At 31.8% G+C, this 17,454-nt stretch carries 19 protein-coding genes and 1 tRNA gene; 6 read left to right on the top strand and 14 right to left on the bottom strand.

Translation table 11 applies throughout. The features are described from left to right. Positions 1 to 24: 24 nt before the first annotated feature. Positions 25 to 107, bottom strand: a tRNA-Leu gene (locus tag ACJMLB_RS06450). Positions 108 to 390: 283 nt separating this feature from the next. Here ACJMLB_RS06450 and ACJMLB_RS06445 point away from each other — a divergent pair. The 3 genes from ACJMLB_RS06445 to ACJMLB_RS06435 all read left to right on the top strand — a co-directional run bounded on the left by ACJMLB_RS06445 (position 391) and on the right by ACJMLB_RS06435 (position 2,759). Beyond that, the gene (locus tag ACJMLB_RS06445) at positions 391 to 561 is read left to right on the top strand and encodes a 4Fe-4S binding protein (RefSeq protein WP_405324636.1); all 171 of its coding nucleotides are present in this window, start codon (positions 391 to 393) and stop codon (positions 559 to 561) included. A 77-nt stretch (positions 562 to 638) separates the two neighbouring features. Continuing rightward, positions 639 to 1,361 carry an adhesin gene (locus tag ACJMLB_RS06440; RefSeq protein ID WP_405324634.1) on the top strand — a complete coding sequence of 241 codons (723 nt, stop codon included), beginning with the start codon at positions 639 to 641 and terminating at the stop codon, positions 1,359 to 1,361. Positions 1,362 to 1,439: 78 nt separating this feature from the next. Then, positions 1,440 to 2,759, top strand: a complete 1,320-nt coding sequence (locus ACJMLB_RS06435) for an oligosaccharide repeat unit polymerase family protein (protein ID WP_405324632.1) — start codon at positions 1,440 to 1,442, stop codon at positions 2,757 to 2,759. A 1,019-nt stretch (positions 2,760 to 3,778) separates the two neighbouring features. On the opposite strand, the gene cbiQ is transcribed toward ACJMLB_RS06435, so the two are convergent. From cbiQ to ACJMLB_RS06405, 6 genes are all read right to left on the bottom strand, one after another. Further along, positions 3,779 to 4,609 carry a cobalt ECF transporter T component CbiQ gene (cbiQ, locus tag ACJMLB_RS06430; RefSeq protein WP_405324630.1) on the bottom strand — a complete coding sequence of 277 codons (831 nt, stop codon included), beginning with the start codon at positions 4,607 to 4,609 and terminating at the stop codon, positions 3,779 to 3,781. A gap of 119 nt (positions 4,610 to 4,728) precedes the next feature. Then, positions 4,729 to 5,022, bottom strand: a complete 294-nt coding sequence (locus tag ACJMLB_RS06425; RefSeq protein WP_405324628.1) for a PDGLE domain-containing protein — start codon at positions 5,020 to 5,022, stop codon at positions 4,729 to 4,731. A 9-nt stretch (positions 5,023 to 5,031) separates the two neighbouring features. After that, on the bottom strand, positions 5,032 to 5,658 hold the full coding sequence (gene cbiM / locus ACJMLB_RS06420; RefSeq protein WP_298536614.1) for a cobalt transporter CbiM: 627 nt from the start codon (positions 5,656 to 5,658) through the stop codon (positions 5,032 to 5,034). 490 nt (positions 5,659 to 6,148) lie between these two features. Further along, entirely contained in the window at positions 6,149 to 6,349 is a 201-nt protein-coding gene (locus ACJMLB_RS06415) for a hypothetical protein (RefSeq protein WP_329976241.1), read from the bottom strand. Positions 6,350 to 6,417: 68 nt separating this feature from the next. After that, positions 6,418 to 8,433, bottom strand: coding sequence for a ferrous iron transport protein B (feoB, locus tag ACJMLB_RS06410; RefSeq protein WP_405324625.1), 2,016 nt, complete (start codon positions 8,431 to 8,433; stop codon positions 6,418 to 6,420). A gap of 58 nt (positions 8,434 to 8,491) precedes the next feature. After that, entirely contained in the window at positions 8,492 to 8,725 is a 234-nt protein-coding gene (locus ACJMLB_RS06405) for a FeoA family protein (RefSeq protein ID WP_295608151.1), read from the bottom strand. Positions 8,726 to 9,345: 620 nt separating this feature from the next. On the opposite strand from ACJMLB_RS06405, the gene ACJMLB_RS06400 reads away from it, so the two are divergent. The 3 genes from ACJMLB_RS06400 to ACJMLB_RS06390 all read left to right on the top strand — a co-directional run bounded on the left by ACJMLB_RS06400 (position 9,346) and on the right by ACJMLB_RS06390 (position 11,874). After that, on the top strand, positions 9,346 to 9,618 hold the full coding sequence (locus ACJMLB_RS06400; protein WP_405324622.1) for a DUF6110 family protein: 273 nt from the start codon (positions 9,346 to 9,348) through the stop codon (positions 9,616 to 9,618). Between the two features lie 88 nt (positions 9,619 to 9,706). Continuing rightward, complete coding sequence (locus ACJMLB_RS06395) at positions 9,707 to 11,149, top strand: HAD-IC family P-type ATPase (protein WP_405324620.1); 1,443 nt, start codon at positions 9,707 to 9,709, stop codon at positions 11,147 to 11,149. Further along, positions 11,077 to 11,874 carry an HAD-IC family P-type ATPase gene (locus ACJMLB_RS06390; RefSeq protein WP_405324663.1) on the top strand — a complete coding sequence of 266 codons (798 nt, stop codon included), beginning with the start codon at positions 11,077 to 11,079 and terminating at the stop codon, positions 11,872 to 11,874. Before ACJMLB_RS06395 ends, ACJMLB_RS06390 begins: the two co-directional genes overlap by 73 nt. A gap of 150 nt (positions 11,875 to 12,024) precedes the next feature. Here the strand turns inward: ACJMLB_RS06390 and ACJMLB_RS06385 are convergent, their stop codons facing one another. The 7 genes from ACJMLB_RS06385 to ACJMLB_RS06355 all read right to left on the bottom strand — a co-directional run. Next, positions 12,025 to 12,627 (bottom strand): FeGP cofactor biosynthesis protein HcgF family protein, encoded by a 603-nt coding sequence (locus ACJMLB_RS06385; RefSeq protein ID WP_405324618.1) that lies wholly within the window; start codon positions 12,625 to 12,627, stop codon positions 12,025 to 12,027. Positions 12,628 to 12,650: 23 nt separating this feature from the next. After that, a complete protein-coding gene (locus ACJMLB_RS06380; protein WP_405324616.1) occupies positions 12,651 to 13,295 on the bottom strand; it encodes a hypothetical protein in 645 nt (214 codons plus the stop codon). Positions 13,296 to 13,363: 68 nt separating this feature from the next. Further along, entirely contained in the window at positions 13,364 to 14,092 is a 729-nt protein-coding gene (locus tag ACJMLB_RS06375; protein WP_405324614.1) for a Nif3-like dinuclear metal center hexameric protein, read from the bottom strand. Position 14,093: 1 nt separating this feature from the next. Next, the gene (locus tag ACJMLB_RS06370) at positions 14,094 to 14,954 is read right to left on the bottom strand and encodes an SAM-dependent methyltransferase HcgC family protein (RefSeq protein WP_405324612.1); all 861 of its coding nucleotides are present in this window, start codon (positions 14,952 to 14,954) and stop codon (positions 14,094 to 14,096) included. 23 nt (positions 14,955 to 14,977) lie between these two features. Further along, a complete protein-coding gene (locus ACJMLB_RS06365) occupies positions 14,978 to 15,460 on the bottom strand; it encodes a DUF3236 domain-containing protein (RefSeq protein ID WP_405324610.1) in 483 nt (160 codons plus the stop codon). A gap of 65 nt (positions 15,461 to 15,525) precedes the next feature. Continuing rightward, positions 15,526 to 16,527: a 5,10-methenyltetrahydromethanopterin hydrogenase cofactor biosynthesis protein HmdB gene (gene hmdB / locus ACJMLB_RS06360; protein ID WP_292789329.1), complete on the bottom strand. Its 1,002-nt coding sequence runs from the start codon at positions 16,525 to 16,527 to the stop codon at positions 15,526 to 15,528. A 596-nt stretch (positions 16,528 to 17,123) separates the two neighbouring features. Continuing rightward, a partial coding sequence (locus ACJMLB_RS06355; RefSeq protein WP_405324608.1) for a 5,10-methenyltetrahydromethanopterin hydrogenase family protein occupies positions 17,124 to 17,454 on the bottom strand: 331 nt, incomplete at its 5' end.

The following is a 17,454-nucleotide window of genomic DNA, read 5'->3' as shown; positions in this document are numbered from 1 at the left end:
TCGGAAAAAAAATCTATAAAAAAGTGCAAGGGAAGGGATTCGAACCCTCGTAGGTCTACACCAAAGGATCTTAAGTCCTTCCCCTTTGGCCGCTCGGGAACCCTTGCATAATAATTACAACAATATTATTTTAGACTTTATGATATATAAAGGTTATGGATATAAAAAATCTTTAATGAAAAATCTTTAAATTAAGCCCAAATAAAGGGATTTGAGAAAAGATTTATTAAAAAATAATCAAAAATTTACAAAGTTATATAAAGAAAAATGATTATATCTTAAAATAGTATTAAATAAAACTTTTTATAAAATAATAAATTATTAATAAGAAATATCAATGAATTTTAATAATTTACAAAATTCACAAAAAATAATTTATGAGGCGATATATTGATAGTTATTGATTTAGATGAATGTGGAGTTTGTGAAAAATGCATACCTGTCTGTCCAAAGGACTTGATTGAGAAAAAAGGATACACCATGATCATTAAGGATGGATGCGATGACTGTGGAATATGCATGGATATGTGTCCTTTAGGAGCTATTTACGAAGAAAGCTAAAAAAATCAATAAATTTATAATAAAATATATTCAGAAAATGTTTAAATTAGAAAAGATTAAAATTTCAGGTTATAATTATGAAAAAACCAGGGTTTTTAAATAAAATTACAATTATTGACATCTTAATAATAATATGCATCATTGGTGCTGTGGGATTTGCCATTTACCATATGACTGATGATGACTCATCAAAGGCTTCCGCCACTTCATTTGATTATTCAACCACCCCTAAAATATTGGAGACTTATTTGGATTACTACAAAGATGGAAAGGTAGTTACAAGCGAAATTGTTGGAACCGATGCAAAAACCGGAGAAAAGGTTGAAGTGAATAGAAGAGTCCTATGGGTAGGGGAAGATGGAAATGGAAAAGTAAACGTTCTCCTTGATGATAATGGCAAACCATTGCTTGCTGGATTTTACATAGATGTTCCAAATGCAGACTTGTTTATCGATTCAATGAGCTTGGAATCAAATGGGGATACCTACAAAAACCTAAAGGACATTACAGTTTCTCCAAAAGAAATTAATAATCTTAATGATTTAATCAGCGAAATCCCTAATGGAACACATTGTGAAATCAGTACAAGCATTTCTATAGATAATTTCGATAGTGTGAAATACCAAAAATTATTAAATGCCTTAAATGAAAATAAAAAACCTTGTATTGTCTTAAGGAATTCTCAAGTTAATACATTAGAAATCAATAGGGCCAATAAAGCTGATTTGGAAATAGCAAGTGAAATATTAGGAGATTTCAATGGTCAAACAAGCCAAATAAGACTCAGAACTTATAATTAAATACAATTAGGACTTATATCAAATCCTATTAAATTATTAAAGCGATTAAAACATTAAAGTGGATAATAAAGTGAAAATATGAGTTTAATATATTCTATAACTAGCACAATAACTAGAGATATAGAAGATATCATTAGAAAATCCTTCTTATTTACACTTATTTTCAATATATTTGAATTTATTGAAAAAGAATGGATAAATAGCTATTTTAGGAGCTTGTACCCTAGTGAAAACTTTTTATCCATTTTTAAAAAAAGTAAAATATTGAAAGAGGAAATATTTTCACCACTTATTGTTTTAGTCACATTTACACTTTTTTTACTGCTTGCAACAGACCCTATTTCAAGAGACTTGCAAATCGTTTTAATCATTGCATTTGTCTCATTTTTCATCGGATCAATCATATTTCCAAGATTTATTTTGAATAATCAGAATGAGGAATTTAATAAACCCGATAAAAAGAATAAAATCCCATTGTTCGATACAAAAGACATCTATTCACTTGGATTTTGCCTTACATTAATTGGAATCATTTTTCTATTTATAAGCATTGCATCTGTTGGAGGGTTGCCAATATTGAAATCCTCTTTAAGATACTCACTGAAACCTATTTTCACAATGCCAGTATTCCTAGTGATTCCGGGAATAGGACTTATTGCATCACACAGATTGAACCAATACAAAAATGGGGAAATCTCAAGAATCCAAGTCAGATTCAGATTCCTAGTTCTAACATTTATAGGCATTATAACAGTTCTTACACTTGAATACAGGACACCTATCATTGCTATCCTTCTCATGATGATCATTATCGCATACTATGGAGAGATATTATCCGTTTGGGAAGTGATTTTAGGAGCATTGATTGGAGTTTGTGCAATTATGGGAATTGGTTATTTGAGATCATTAAATGAGCTTGCAATCAGTGCAAACACCAGCATATTCTCTACTTTGGAAACTAGGGCTAACTTCACTATGCATGTATTGAACCTATTAAATCAAATTTCAGGCAACTTTGGCCTATTGCATGGTAAAATGATAGCAAGTTCAATGCCTGGAAGTCCACTTGGACCTAGAATGCTTGTAGGTAAATTAATAGCTTGGAGAACTGAAGTTACTGTAACCCCTACATTAATAGGCCAGATGCTAGTTGATTTCGGTAAAATCGGCGTTGCTTTAGAGATGTGCTTGCTTGGATTCATCTTAGGGACCGGATACAAGATAATCAAAATCACTAAAGACTCATTTTACATTGCAATATACAGTTTAATATTGACTTATTCCATCGTAGGAGTGGAAACAGGAATATTGGATATACAGATCTTATTCTACTTCTTTATAATTTCTTTTATCTATTTAGCAGCTATTTTAAAAGATAAAGGTATTAAAATTTATTAAAAACACTATTTTTAATTGGAATAAGATAAAAAAAATAAAAAAAGAAAAATAATTCATAGCAAAGCTATGAACACTTTTTGGAGGTTGAGTTAAATAATTCCTTGAAATTATTTAATTTTGGAGATTGATAATCTTGATTAGTTGGACCCTGAATCTTACATTTTGAGAGCGATTATATGCAGAAGAAAATGATGTGTGTTTTATGTAAAATTCATTAACGACTATTAATAATAAATTCTAAATTCAAGAGATTTGGATTGTTATGATTAAACTAATACTATGTACAATTACTTGAATTTAGGAATTTATCATTAACAAGATTATTACAGATTTTTATTCAATAACACAATAATTTAGGTATGCCTAAACTTATTGTTAATTATAGATTATACTTCATAGTATATAAACCTTTCTAATTTTTTAGGCATACCTAAAAATTAGATATGGAGATCAGCTATACTCTGAAACAATGAAAAAAAATCAAATTAAAAATTTAGAAGATGGAATAATGAGTAATATAATGCATAAAATAATTGAATAAAATAATTAATAAATTAAAAAATAAAATAAGAGGCAGTACATAGCATACCTGGGATTAAAGAACGCTATGTACTTGTTTGGAGATTGCTAAATAACAATTAAGTTATTTTAAAATGGTTCTAAAAATCATAAAAGGTTCTTATTAGTTCCAAGATTTCATTTGGATAGAGAGCGATTATAACAGAAGAAAATGATGTGTTGAAATTCTTAAAACCAATAATAATCTAAAGAAAGGGAGGAAGATAATTATATGTAATTAAAGAAAACTTTAGATTATTATTGGTCGAACTAATAAACAACAAAATTTAAGATTTTTCAAGAAACAATAAAATTTAGGTGTGCCTAAACTTATTGTTAATTATAGGTTGTTTTTTATAGTATATAAATGTTTCTAAATTTTTAGGTATACCTAAATATTTATGATGATGGAAAAAATAAAATGAAAAAATTGGAATAAAATATAAAAAATAGATTAAGAGTTATAAGGATAAAGAAACTCCCAAATAAGCCAAATTTCCAGAATAAAACAATACAAGCAATTCCAAAAGTATTATGATAGCAACGATTATAGCCAAATAAATATATTCAGATTTGCCAATGATTGTCTTTGCATGATATAAATTGGAATTGTCTGAAAAGCATCTGCTTGCCATGCTTAAATAAATGGTTTCTCCCTTTTCGTATGCCTTTAAGAACATCATGGCTATGCTGTATCCAACTTGCTTCACTCTCCACTTATATGAGATCTTATCATTGAATGGATCAAAGTTTCTTGAGGTCATGGATTGCCTAATGTCCCTTAATTCATCTACAAAGATAAACAGAAACCTTACCATAATTGTTAGAATCATTGCAAGATCTCTTGGCATTCCAAGCTTTCTGAATGATTGGACCACTTCCTGCATAGGAGAGGTAGATGAAAGGATAACAATAGCTGTTAAACAAACAACCAATCTAGCAAATAAAAGAACTGTCCAATTTAAACCGGTATCTGTGATAAACAACCAAGAATAAGGGCCCTGCCAAATGATATTTCCAGGGTGTATGAATGGCTGGAATGCAATTACAAATCCTCCGAATGGTAAAAGAAGAAGCACCCTTTTAAAACTCTCTTTAAAGGATAGCTTTGCCAAATACATAACAATCAATAAGAACACTTCAAGGACAATTGGTACAATCAACCTATCTGAAAAAACAGCAAAAAGAATAATCAATAAAATGGCAACAAGTTTAACTCTACCTTCTAAATTATGAATGATTGAATCCTGTGAAGAAATGAATTCCAATGTTCTAACTTGTTCTATTGCCATACTTTCACATATAATAACCAAATTAATAAAATTTTCTATAAAAATGAAAAAAAGAGGTGGAATCTTAGATAATAATTATAAAAATTAATATCTAAGAAATGTTTTAATAAAATCTAAATTTATTCAGACTTTTTTAATGCATAACCTATACCTAAACCAAGAACCAGTGTAATCAGTCCACCGAATATTAAAACACCGATTTCGCCTAATTTGTCTAAAGGCTCATAGGTATAGTCTGGGAATGGTGACTCCATAACTGGAGCTTCAACATCTTCACCAACCGCTGCGTCTTCAGCAGATTTTTCTAATCCGTCCGGATCGCCAGATGCAATGTAAGGAGATAATACTGCTAAAGCAATACAAAATATAATCCCTACAACAATTAAATATTTATCACTTTGACTTAATTCCATATTACCACCTTATTCTCTGTTCCATGCCAATAGGTCTGGTCTGAATTTTTCAAGAGCATAAAGAACGATTACAGTTAATACACCCTCGATTATACCAATAAATGCATGGTAAAGTGCCATAGAAGCAATTCCTACAGTCAATGGGAAAGTTCCTGCAATAGCCATTTCAATAGCTGCCACTACTGCTGCAACTAAAGTTGCAAGCCATGCTGCTACAAATGCAGAAGGATATTTACCAATGATGCCTTGTAATCCTTTAAAGGTGTAAAGACCTACGAATCCTCCAACAATTGCCATATTGAATACATTTGCACCTAAAGCAGTGATTCCTCCGTCACCGAAGAATAAAGCTTGAATAAGCAATACTGCAGTGAATACTAAAATAGCAGCTTCAGGAGCCATGAATACAATAGCTACTAATGCTCCACCAACCATGTGCCCACTGGTACCAAATGGAATTGGCATGTTCATGGACATGATTGCAAAAATACCTGCAGCCAATACTGCAAGCAATGGTATACGTTTTTCATCAAGATTTGCTCTTGCCCATTTTCCAGCAAAGTACAATGCAATGATCAAGATTACATAGTAGATTGCACATTGGCCAAGAGGTATAAAACCATCAGGTATATGCATATTATTTTTCCTCCATTTTTAAGTTTGAATATAATCACACATATCACTTTTTATAATCTTAAAAAATCAATTTAAAGTAATACTCGTTATTACCCTATGAATTTTGAGCCAATTGATTTTTATAAGAAGTATTTAAAAAGTAATACATTTTATAAAATTATTATCTCATTAGTAATACAAAAGTAATACTTTTTGAAAAATTATCAAATTTAAAAGTAATACTTAGACCAATTATTTAGAGTTTATTTTACTAATAAAGACAATAAAGTAGTCAATTTTGAATAAAAATTGATTAAACAATATAATATTTAAAATAAGACTATATAAATGTTTGTTTAGTATTACTAATCGTTTAAAATCAGTTAAAAAAGTAATACTAATTTTGAAAAAATTTATGCAAAAATTATGATTATATTGAAAAATAGTTTATGAAAATATTGAAAAATAGTTTATGAAAATATTGAAAAAATAGCAAAAATGAAACAAAAAATCATATTTTTGCTCTTGATTTAAATGATTTTAATTTTCTTTGAAGTTTTGAAATGTAATCAAATTCCTTTTCATAAGAAAGTGAATTTCCATATCCACATCTTGGACAAATCGCATTATTGCAACCTTTGCATTGTCCACAGCTTCCACATGACCCTCCTTTCATAGGATCAAATTCAAAGCCACACATTCTACATTGCATGATATCACCTAAAATAAAAAAATAATTAAAAATTGATTTTGATTAAAAAAATAAAAATTAGAATTGGGTTAACCCAATCCTAATCCCAGTCCTACCATATATACTATGAAGGCTACCACATAAGCAGTCACTAAGGTAACTGCAGACATGATTAATGGATATTTCCATCCGCCAGTTTCTTGTTTGATTGCCCCGAGAGCTGCGAAACAAGGAATATAAAGCAATACAAATACCATAAATACATAAGCTGTAAGTGGAGTGAATATTCCATGCATTGCTGCGGCGATTCTGGCTCCCTCCTCGGCAACTCCAAATAGCGAACTGAATGTACCTACTACAACCTCCTTAGCAACAAGACCAAATGCCAATGCTACAGCAGGTTGCCATTCGCCGAATCCTAATGGAGCAAATACTGGTGCGATTACAGTACCGATAGTACCGATAGCACTTTCTTGAGATCCGTATTCTACTCCTGCAGGGAAGTAACTTAACATCCAAATTACAATACTTGCAACAAGAATAATGGTACCTGCCTTTTTAATGAATCCCCAGGATTTTTCAAGGGTGTGCATTAAGATACCTCTGATAGTAGGCAATTTATAGTCAGGCAATTCCATTACAAATGGAGCGGACATTTCCTTAAATGTGGTTTTTCTTAATATGAATGCAACAATTACTGCTACAATTATACCAAGCACATATAATGATAAAATTACAAGGCTTTCATTAGCTGCGAAGAATGCACCAACCAATAAGAGGTATACTGGCATTCTAGCGGAACAGGACATGAATGGTACAATTAACATAGTGATTAATCTGTCCTTTTCGTTTTCCATGGTTCTGGTTGCCATAATACCTGGCACTCCACAACCGAATCCTAAAAGCATAGGGATAAATGCCTTACCATGCAATCCAACAAACTTATGCATAAGCTTGTCCATAACAAATGCTGCTCTTGCTAAGTAACCGCAATCTTCAAGGAAACTGATAATCAAGAACAATAGGATAATTTGAGGCAAGAATACAAGTACCCCACCTACTCCTCCAATGAGTCCATCAACAAGGAAGGATGAAAGCATGGTTTCACCAAGGGAAGCGATAACGAACTCACCAAGCATTCCAAAGAGCTCATCAATCAAGTCTTGGAAAGGTGCACCAAATGTAAATACAATCTCAAACATTGCATACATTATAACTAGGAAAATCGGGAACCCTAATATTCTGTTAGTAATGATCTTATCGATTTTTTCACTGATGGTTACTTTCAAATGGTCAGGTTTTGAAAGGGATTCCTTTAATAAACCATCAATGAATGCATATCTTGCATTTGCAATAACCTCTTCACTGCCTTCACCAAAAATGCTTTCCAAGTGGTCTTTGACCTTTTTGGTTTCAGCTTGAATGTTATTTCTTTTTGAAGATCCTTCAATTTTCTCTTCTACAATCTCATCGTTTTCAAGCAATTTGATTGCTATCCAAGATGAAGGAACGTCTAATAAATTCTTATCTTCTTCTATAACAGCCTGAAGCTCAGCAATATGTTCTTTAAGTTCATTGTTATAAACCAATCTTTCAGTAGTATTCACTGGGTTTTGAGCTGCTTGTTCAACTGTTTTAAGTAATTCTTCCTTACCGGTATCACTATTTGCTTCAATCTCAACTACAGGAACTCCCAATAATTCAGAAAGCTTATTCGCATCAATGGTATAGCCCTTGTCTTGAGCATACTTATTCATGTTTAAAGCTACAACCAAATTAGCTCCAAGTTCCATCATTTGAACAGTGAGATACAAGTTTCTCTCAATGTTTGCTGCATCTATGATGTTTACAATCACATCAGCGTCTTCATCTACGATGAAGTCTCTTGATACAATCTCTTCCATAGAATGAGCACTTAAAGCATAGTTACCAGGTAAATCTATTACTTCAACTTCATTGCCATTATGCTTATAATGACCTTTTGCTTGTGCTACAGTTTTACCAGGCCAATTACCTACATGTTGGTTTAAACCAGTTAAAGTATTGAATAAAGTGGTTTTTCCTACATTAGGGTTACCTGCTAAACCTATTTTAAGATTTGCCATATTTATACCTTTAAAAATTCAATAAATATAAAAATAAATTTGAAAAATAATAGAAGAATTACACTTCTATTTCAATGTTTTTAGCTTCCTCTTTTCTAAGACATACAGAGTATCCTTTAACTTTTACTTGAATAGGATCTCCAAGAGGTGCAACTTTTTCCACTTCTACATCTGCACCTTTAACAAAGCCCATACCGAGCAAATGTCTTTTTAATTCCAAGTCACCACCGGAACCATAAGAAGCTAAAACTCCGGTTTCTCCAGATTTGAGTTCGTTTAATTTTTTTATCATTTATATAACCTCTTAAGAAATTTTATAAAATAAATATCATGTCTGATAAATTACCGATAACAATTTAGAGAATTTTTAATAGTCTTTCTCTAAAAAGTAACTATCAATAAAATGTAGGAATTTAGGTATACCTAAACCCATGTTAGATGAAATCTCATTATTTTGAGGTATTTTGTAGTTTAATTAAAATTTTTAAAATTTTGTTTTAAAAATGGGGATATTTTTAAAATAAAATGTATTGCTTTTTAAAAATATTTTTGGATTGTTAATTAAAATGAAAATAAAAAGATTACCCTACATAGATTAATTAGGTATACCTAAAACCTAATATTATTTTTGTTTTCATAATATATAAAGTTTAGGTTTACCTAATAAAGTCCATGAAATTTTTACAAAAAATGATAAAAAATATAAACCAAGGAAATGGCTCTGATAAAGAAAATAAGGGATAAACAAAAATAAAAATAATCTTATTTATATATACCTAATATATTTAATTATAGTAATATAATTATTTAGGTAAACCTAAACATTTAAATAAAAACAAATTGAGATATAATAGTAGAATCTGAATAGTGAAAGTTGAATTATTTAGATTAAAAATTAAAAATGGTGATAAAATGTATGAAGAAATTAAAGACAAAGCGTTTGAACATAAGCACGCATTGATTTTTGTAGGAGGAATAGCTGCTGCAGTAGTAGGTAAAAAAATATTGGAATCAAAAACCACTAAAGACTATGCTGCAAAAGGTATGGCTAAAGTCTTAACTTGCAAAAGCGAACTTGAAGAATCCATTCAAGACATTAAGGACAATGCAGAAGATATCCACACTGATGCAAAAGCTGCAAAAAAAGAAGCTGTATGCGTTGATGTAACTGCTGAAGAAGAATAAATAAATTATAAAAATATTGGATAGGCAAATCTAATAAATTAGTAAATTAATAAATCAATAAATTTATAAATTTATTCAATTCAGAGCCATGATTTACGATATAGTATACGATAAGGGCACTCGATTAAGAGTGCGTGCAGGTAAAGAAGCATTTACCAAAGAAGAAACTTATGGCTTAAGTGAAACCTTGCTTGAATATGACTTCATTGATGAAGTAACTATTTCCCATAGAAACGGAAGCATACTGATTTTTTACAATGATATAAGCAAAAAAGCGGAAATTCTCCACATATTGGACAAGATCTCTCAAGCAGACCTCTACGAAGGAAAGGCAACAGATAATATAAGCTTAGCTGAAATATCAAATGATTTCTTTTTCAGATTATCTAAGCATGTCTTAAAAAGGTATCTCTTTAAGATTATACTGCCAATCCCATTTAGAAAAGTGAGAATGCTGTATCATGCTGCCCACTACCTTTATCATGGATTGGATAGCTTAACCAGTTTTAGAGCGGATGTTGCCCTTCTTGATGGAACTGCAATAGCCGCATCATTAATCACACGCAACTACAAGTCTGTAGGTTCAATGATGTTCTTATTGTCTATTTCAGATATGCTGGAAGACTATACAATGCAGAAAACAAAAAGCACTTTAAAAAGCAGTTTAGCATTGAACATTGATAGTGTATGGAAAGTTGATATCGATGATGAAGGAAACGAAATCGAAAGTCAATCCCCATTGTCTCAAATCAAAAAAGGAGACAAAATAAGAATTAGAACCGGTGCAATCATTCCTGTAGATGGAGTCATTGCAGATGGGGATGCTATGATCAACGAGGCATCAATGACTGGAGAATCATTGGCAGTGCATAAGAGTGAAGGAAAAGCTGTCCATGCAGGAACCGTTGTTGAGGAAGGGTCAATAGTAATCGAAGTTCGTTCCGTTAACGATGAAACCAGATTGAATAAGATCATTGATATGATTGAAGACTCCGAGGAGTTGAAGGCAAGCATTCAAAGCAAGGCAGAAAAATTAGCTGATTCAATTGTTCCTTATAGTTTGCTTACAACAGCACTAACCTATTTGCTTACAGGAAACACTTCAAAAGCATTGGCTGTATTGATGGTGGATTTCTCATGTGCAATTAAGTTAACTACACCGATTTCAGTCATTTCTGCAATGAAAGAGGCATCTGACAATAGGATGATGGTTAAAGGTGGAAAGCACTTGGAATCATATGCCAATGCAGATACCATAGTATTCGATAAGACAGGAACCTTGACCAATGCTCATCCAGTTCTTGAAAAGGTCATTCCTTGTGGAAAATACGAAAGGGATGAAGTATTGAGAATTGCTGCATGCATTGAAGAGCACTTCGCTCATAGTGTAGCGACAGCAATTGTGAAACAGGCTGAAGAGGAAGGATTGCATCATGAAGAGGACCATAGTGAGGTGGAATACATCGTTGCACACGGTTCTCAACTACATATGATGGCAAAAAGGCAATCATTGGAAGCAGACACTTCGTAGAGGAAGATGAAGGCATCAAGTTTACCAAAAAGCAACAAAAGATTATTGAAGAAAACATCAAAGAATACTCAGTAATTTATCTTGCTATCGGCAAGAAGCTTCAAGGAATCCTTTGCATTTCAGATCCTGTTAGGGACGAAGCTCATGATGTAATCAGCAAACTTAAGGAATTGGGCATTTCCAATGTAGTCATGTTGACTGGAGACAGTGAGAATGCTGCACATAAAATAGCTAATGATTTAGGCATTACACAATACAAGTCACAAGTTCTTCCAGAAGACAAGGCAAGCATTATCCAGGAATTGAAGGATGAAGGACATCAAGTCATTATGGTTGGAGATGGAATCAACGACTCACCTGCATTGTCTGCTGCTGATGTATCAGTGGCAATGAGAAACTCATCAGACATTGCAAGGGAAGTTGCAGACATTTCCTTGCTTTCAGATGACTTATATGACTTGGTAACACTTAGAAAGCTCTCAACTGGAATGCTTGATAAGATAAATACCAATTACAGACACATTGTAATGTTCAATGGATCATTGATTGGACTCGGTTTGCTTGGAATCATTCCGCCTACTACAACTTCATTGCTTCATAACTTATCCACAATGCTGTTTGGATTAAGAAGCACTAAATCTGTTTTAGACGAAGAGAATCCAGTTGTCATTGACACTCAAGTAGTAAGCAATCAAGATGCTTTAATTGGTGAAGCTGCAAAATAAAATTCAAATATTTTATGTAATTTTATAGATAAAACTCTATAAATTTACATTTTTTTTTACTATTTTTAAAAAAAGAAAGATTTGAAAAAACTATTTTTAAAAATAAAAAAGCTATTTAAAAAAATAAAAAAGGACTATTTTTATGAAAAATTATTTATAATGAATATTTACATTTTCTAAAGATTTAATCTTATCAAAATTTTCATTCAGATAATAGATTAATATTTTTAATGTTTTCTCTATTCCGCTCTTTTGACGCATGTACAAATTATTAGAATCAGCATCAATTAAATTAGCACTTACATCAGAACTTGTGCTAATTACAACATCATCATCCACAATAGCGATGCCACCATATCCGATTCCTGCAGTTGTACCTATCCCTATAGATGCATTAGCTATTTTTTTAGCAGCTTCAGCCATTAGGATAGACATTTCAATATCCCCATCGTCATCATAAACTTTTATTCCCTTGACCAATTCCAATGGCTCTACTGGATTTTCAATTTGGAGAATGGATTTGACTGCATCTAAAGTAGGTATGAATAAGCCGCAGGTTACACTTAAATCAGTCAAATCAAAAATAGAGCATTTATCCTCCATAATTGCATCTTTTAGGCAATCCTTTTGAACCTTATTGACCAAATAGGAATATTTAGACCCAAAATTATCTTCATAGCCTTGAGCAAGGGCATGAATTTCCCGAGCCAAAATTCCGTGGGTAAAGCATTCTGCAGTAGCTATTGTAATCATTTTCAAACCTTCGAAAGAGCTAATTATTCATTATTCTTTTCAATCAATAATTTCAAAGCCTCTTTTGTAATTATATTTGCAATATCATCCAAAACATAAGGAGTGATTGGAATTGAATCACGAATAAATGTGTTTGTTGATATGAGCATATGATCCTTAACGATTCCCTCTTTTCTTAATTCCTCGACAACAGGATTTGAATCATCAAATTCAGAAATGTCCTTAACAACAATTTCCTCATCCCCAATACCGAAAATTCCTGCAGTTCCTATGGTTTTGGAACCGTTTTCATGTGCTTTCTTGATGATATTTGCTGCAGTAGGGATTGTATTTCCACCAGCTATCTCAATAACTACAACATCTCCAGAGATTAAATCCAAATTATCTTCATTAATATCTTCGGTAATTGAAACAACTTCTCTAAATTCCTTTTTGTGAGTTGAAATTTCCTTTAAAAAATCAGATTTATATGTTCCTACTTCTGCTCCTTTCAATAAAAAGATTATATCAGATTCTGAAATCTTCTGTCCATCTATAACAGTTATTTTAGCAGGACCCCCTCTGTGAATTTGAATGAGATTAATACCTGTTCTTAAGCCTAATCTACCAAATCCAACTAAGTCTATACTTCCTTTAGGAATCTTATTATTTTCCATATCTTGAATCATTTTATCACCAATAACAATTGTAATATTAAAATTTCATAAATTTATAAAAATAAAAGTTTTTTTCAATGCTAGAAATCCGCAGAGATATATTTCCATGGAACACCTGTGTCTATCATTTCCACAGGAACATCAATCTCATGATTGTTCTTTAGCATCTGTGTTAAGGCAAACAATCCTGGAAGTTCTATTATATGATGTGACACATCAATCAATGTCACCCCTAATTTTTTAGCCAATATTGCATTTGAATGGTTTAAGTCTCCAGATACAAATGCATCAACAGACCTATCTTTGGCCAATTTGATAAACTCCTTATTGCTTAAGCCAAACCCAGAGACAATAGCTATCTTTCTAAGCATCTTATCGAAATCCCCATCATTAACCAAGCGGACATTTTCAGGACCGAACTTATAGCAAACCAATGCCAAAAACTGGTCCAAAGTCTTTGTTGAAGAACAGATTCTTCCAATTCCTGTCTGTTTATGAAAAATAGACATTGGTTTTAAACCTAAATAATAAGCTAAAGCATCATTTGAACCTCCATTTATAATATCCCAATTTGAATGAACAACATATGTTGGAGTCTTTGGCATGAATAAAGGAGGATGATGAGAAATAACTAGGTCCCCCTCATCAAATTTCGAATCATCTTCAGGCAATAAATCCATCAAAACATTAATATTTTTAATATCTAAATTTTCATAATTTTTACTGTAATAACCTACATTGTCATTTTTCAATGCATATTTACGAGGAACCAATTCATCTATAACATTAAAAATATCATTTGCAAACACATTACCACCTAACTAATATCTCTGAAAAAATCTTATCAATAAACTCATCAATTATGCCATCACAGTCAAATGGATGGATTGTTGATACCTTAAGGACTGGTGATTCTATCAATTTAAAGAATTTTTTCAAATCCTTTTCCTTAAAGATAATCTCTTCATAAAAAGTCATTTCAGATGCACAATAAAGAACCCCATCCCTATCCAATATGCTATTCATGGATTGTCTTAAGACATCTATCGCTAAAGTCATTGTTCCGGAAGTTTTTGTATTCAATCCTTTGGTTTTAAGAACATACTTATTATAGGAATTAACCATATTTGCCCTATTGTATATGTTATTCTTATCCTTAAGCAAAGCGTCATTCTCTTCAGCTATAGGATCTTCAATCAGGAATACCTTTGTAAAAATAGCTTCAGACTGGCTTTCATTTATTCCTCCCAGACCAGTGGTGTCAATGACAGCATCAGCATTTTTAATCAAATCTAAATCAGAAGAACATTTGATATTCTTAAATTTTTCCTTGAAAAGATTTTCTTCATTTTCCATTTCAGCAATAATAGGATTTCCTAATTTTGAATTTATCAATCCTTCCAGATGGGGATAAATATCCACAATAGTCATGTCCTTGAAATTATCAAATGACAAATATTTTGCAATAGCGATTCCTGTAAAATAAGTTCCAATGATTACAATAGAACTTCCTTTATTGATAATCCCATCATCATGCAGCTTATTGAATAAGTTTAATACTGCATTTGCTTTCTTTTCCAAAATCAAATTGAAAATGTCAATCAATCTGACATTTGATTTAACTGTAAAAACCTCTGAACTTATTCCAGTATCATAATCATTATTGCTCATTAAACCATCTCAAGAATCTAAAATCAAATATCCTCATCACATTCAAAGCCAACCTTCTTTAATGCCTCCAATGTTTCCTTATAGACTGTCTCTTCTAAAGACTGCTTGTGAATTACATGTGATGGAGATGAAGCTGCAGTGAGAATTCTGGACTTGCTGTCCATAAAAACCATAAAGGAACCGGACCCTGGAATTCCTAAACGACCTCTAGCAATGACTAAATCAGCATCTGATTGATCCACTGCAATCATGGCTTTTGCAATTGCAGGCATACGGCTGAAATCAGCATAATTGGTATTGACTTGCAAATATTCTGCAGATGGGATATCGAATCTATTAAGAACTTCATTGATAACTTCCACTTTAATCCCATTCTTATTGGGGACTACAATCTTTGCGCCACGAATATAATCCTGAATAGCCCTAATCTCTTCAATAGTGTCTCCTTTACGAGTGCCTTCATAAGATTGAATGGATGCTTTTCTAATGCTTTCTTCAAATGCCATTTTACCACCTAAATAAAAAAAAAGAAAAAGTTCGTGAATGGAATTAAACTCTTTTGATGATGAATCTAAGCATGAAGCTGAACTTCAAGGCCTAAGTCTTCAACAACTGAAATCACTTCATGCAAATTGCCATAATCAGGATTTCCAACTCCCTTAACAACTAAAGGATAATCCTCAGGAATGACAGTTGCCAAGTTGTTTGCACCTGCAAGCAAAGGAAGCTCAACATTCTTAGGACCAATGGTTGGTGTTGGAACAGTGATTCTAATGCGAGGATACATGATTCTTGTAATGGCTATTGTCTTCAATTGCTCCTCAATTGAACAAGGAGGATGATTCTCCATAGGAGTGTCAACATAAGGGTTGAATCCCATAATAGGAATCTCTTCCAAGCTGTCAAAAGTTCCTAAGAACAATAAATGGTCAACCCTATCTTCATAGGACTCTCCAAGACCAATCAATAATCCTGAAGATAAGCCAATGCCTGCATCAGAAACCATCTGACAGATATTTATACGATCTGACAGTTTTTCCCCAGGCTTGACAAAATTAAAAACATCCTCATTTATTGTTTCTAAATTGCAACAAACAGTATCTGCATTGCATTTCTTCAATTCGTCAACAGCTTCCTGAGTCAAATCAGCACCGACATTGACTAGAATCTCTAATGAAGTTTCTCCCTTTACAATTCTTGCAGCATTGACTGCCTGCTTGCCTTTATAACCATGTCCTCCAGAACAGCTTATTCTAGGAATGCCTGATTTCTCAACGCATTTAGCTGCCTCGCGTATTTCCTCATCGGATTTATAGAATGCATCATAATATCCGATTGAAGAAGTCTTTGCAGCAAAGCCACAGTATTTGCATCTTGGTTGAACTTGACATTTATTTGTAAGATGAATAGTTGATGTCAATTTGATTACATCAGAACATTCATTGCGAATCTCGCAAGCGACATCACACAATCTCTTTAAATTCTCTTCATCATCTATTTCAAATAATTGGATTAATTCATTTCTACTTAATTTTTCTCTATTTTTAGCTTTTTCTAAGATAGATTCTATCAAGTTAACACCTTACACTTATGAATAAACAAATAATTATTTAATAATAATTAGATTAACATTTCACAAATTCCAATTCAATAAGCTTATAAACATTAATCTGATGCATTAAAATAATTAAATATTAATCTAATTACATTAAACAGAAAAATAAAAAATATAAAAACTTATGAATAAAATATAACAGAACCATCTTATTTTTTAATAGAATTATTAAAATGATAATAAATTTTGAATTATCTTTTTTAAAATTCTAAAAATTATGATAATAAATAAATAATAATATATACAAATATTTATTCATTAGATAATTCGTTATTATTTTCCATGAGTTTTCTAGAAATTTAAATAATAACCTATTATTTAATGCAGCTAAAGAATTAAATTAATAGCATTAATCCCAAAATTCACAAAAAAGATTAATGACTATTAAATTTAATTTCTTTAGTTTTTGGTAGCTAAAATTTCTCTAAAGAGCAATTTCAACCATTATAACTAATAAAGTTATAATTCTTATTTTAATCTTCTACAAGACTAAATAATTATTTAATCTTTTAAAGACCAAACTACTTTTTTTTAATCTTTTAGACCCTATTTACTTATTTGGATCTTTTTTCTAAAGATTCTAAGATAGTAGGTACAATTTCAGATAATGGACCGAAGTTCATGGAGTCAGCGGTACCTAATAATGCACCAGGGTTTAATGCATCATCCATTTTGTCAATACCTTCATCTGCCATTAATTTAGTTACGTTAGTTAATGCTTCGTTAGCCATCATTTGTGCAAATCCTGCTGGTGCACCTAAGATTTGGGTTACAGTGTCTCTGTAGGATAAAAGACCAGCGTAGGTAATTGCGGTAACTGCGGAACACATATCACATACAGGACCTACCATGTTTGCAGGTAAGGTGAATGCGGATCCTCTTGCT

The sequence above is a fragment of the Methanobrevibacter sp. genome, assembly GCF_045114555.1.
Taxonomy (GTDB): domain Archaea; phylum Methanobacteriota; class Methanobacteria; order Methanobacteriales; family Methanobacteriaceae; genus Methanobrevibacter.
The sequence above is the reverse complement of the archived record's forward strand: the minus strand, read 5'-3'. Positions and strand labels throughout refer to the sequence as shown.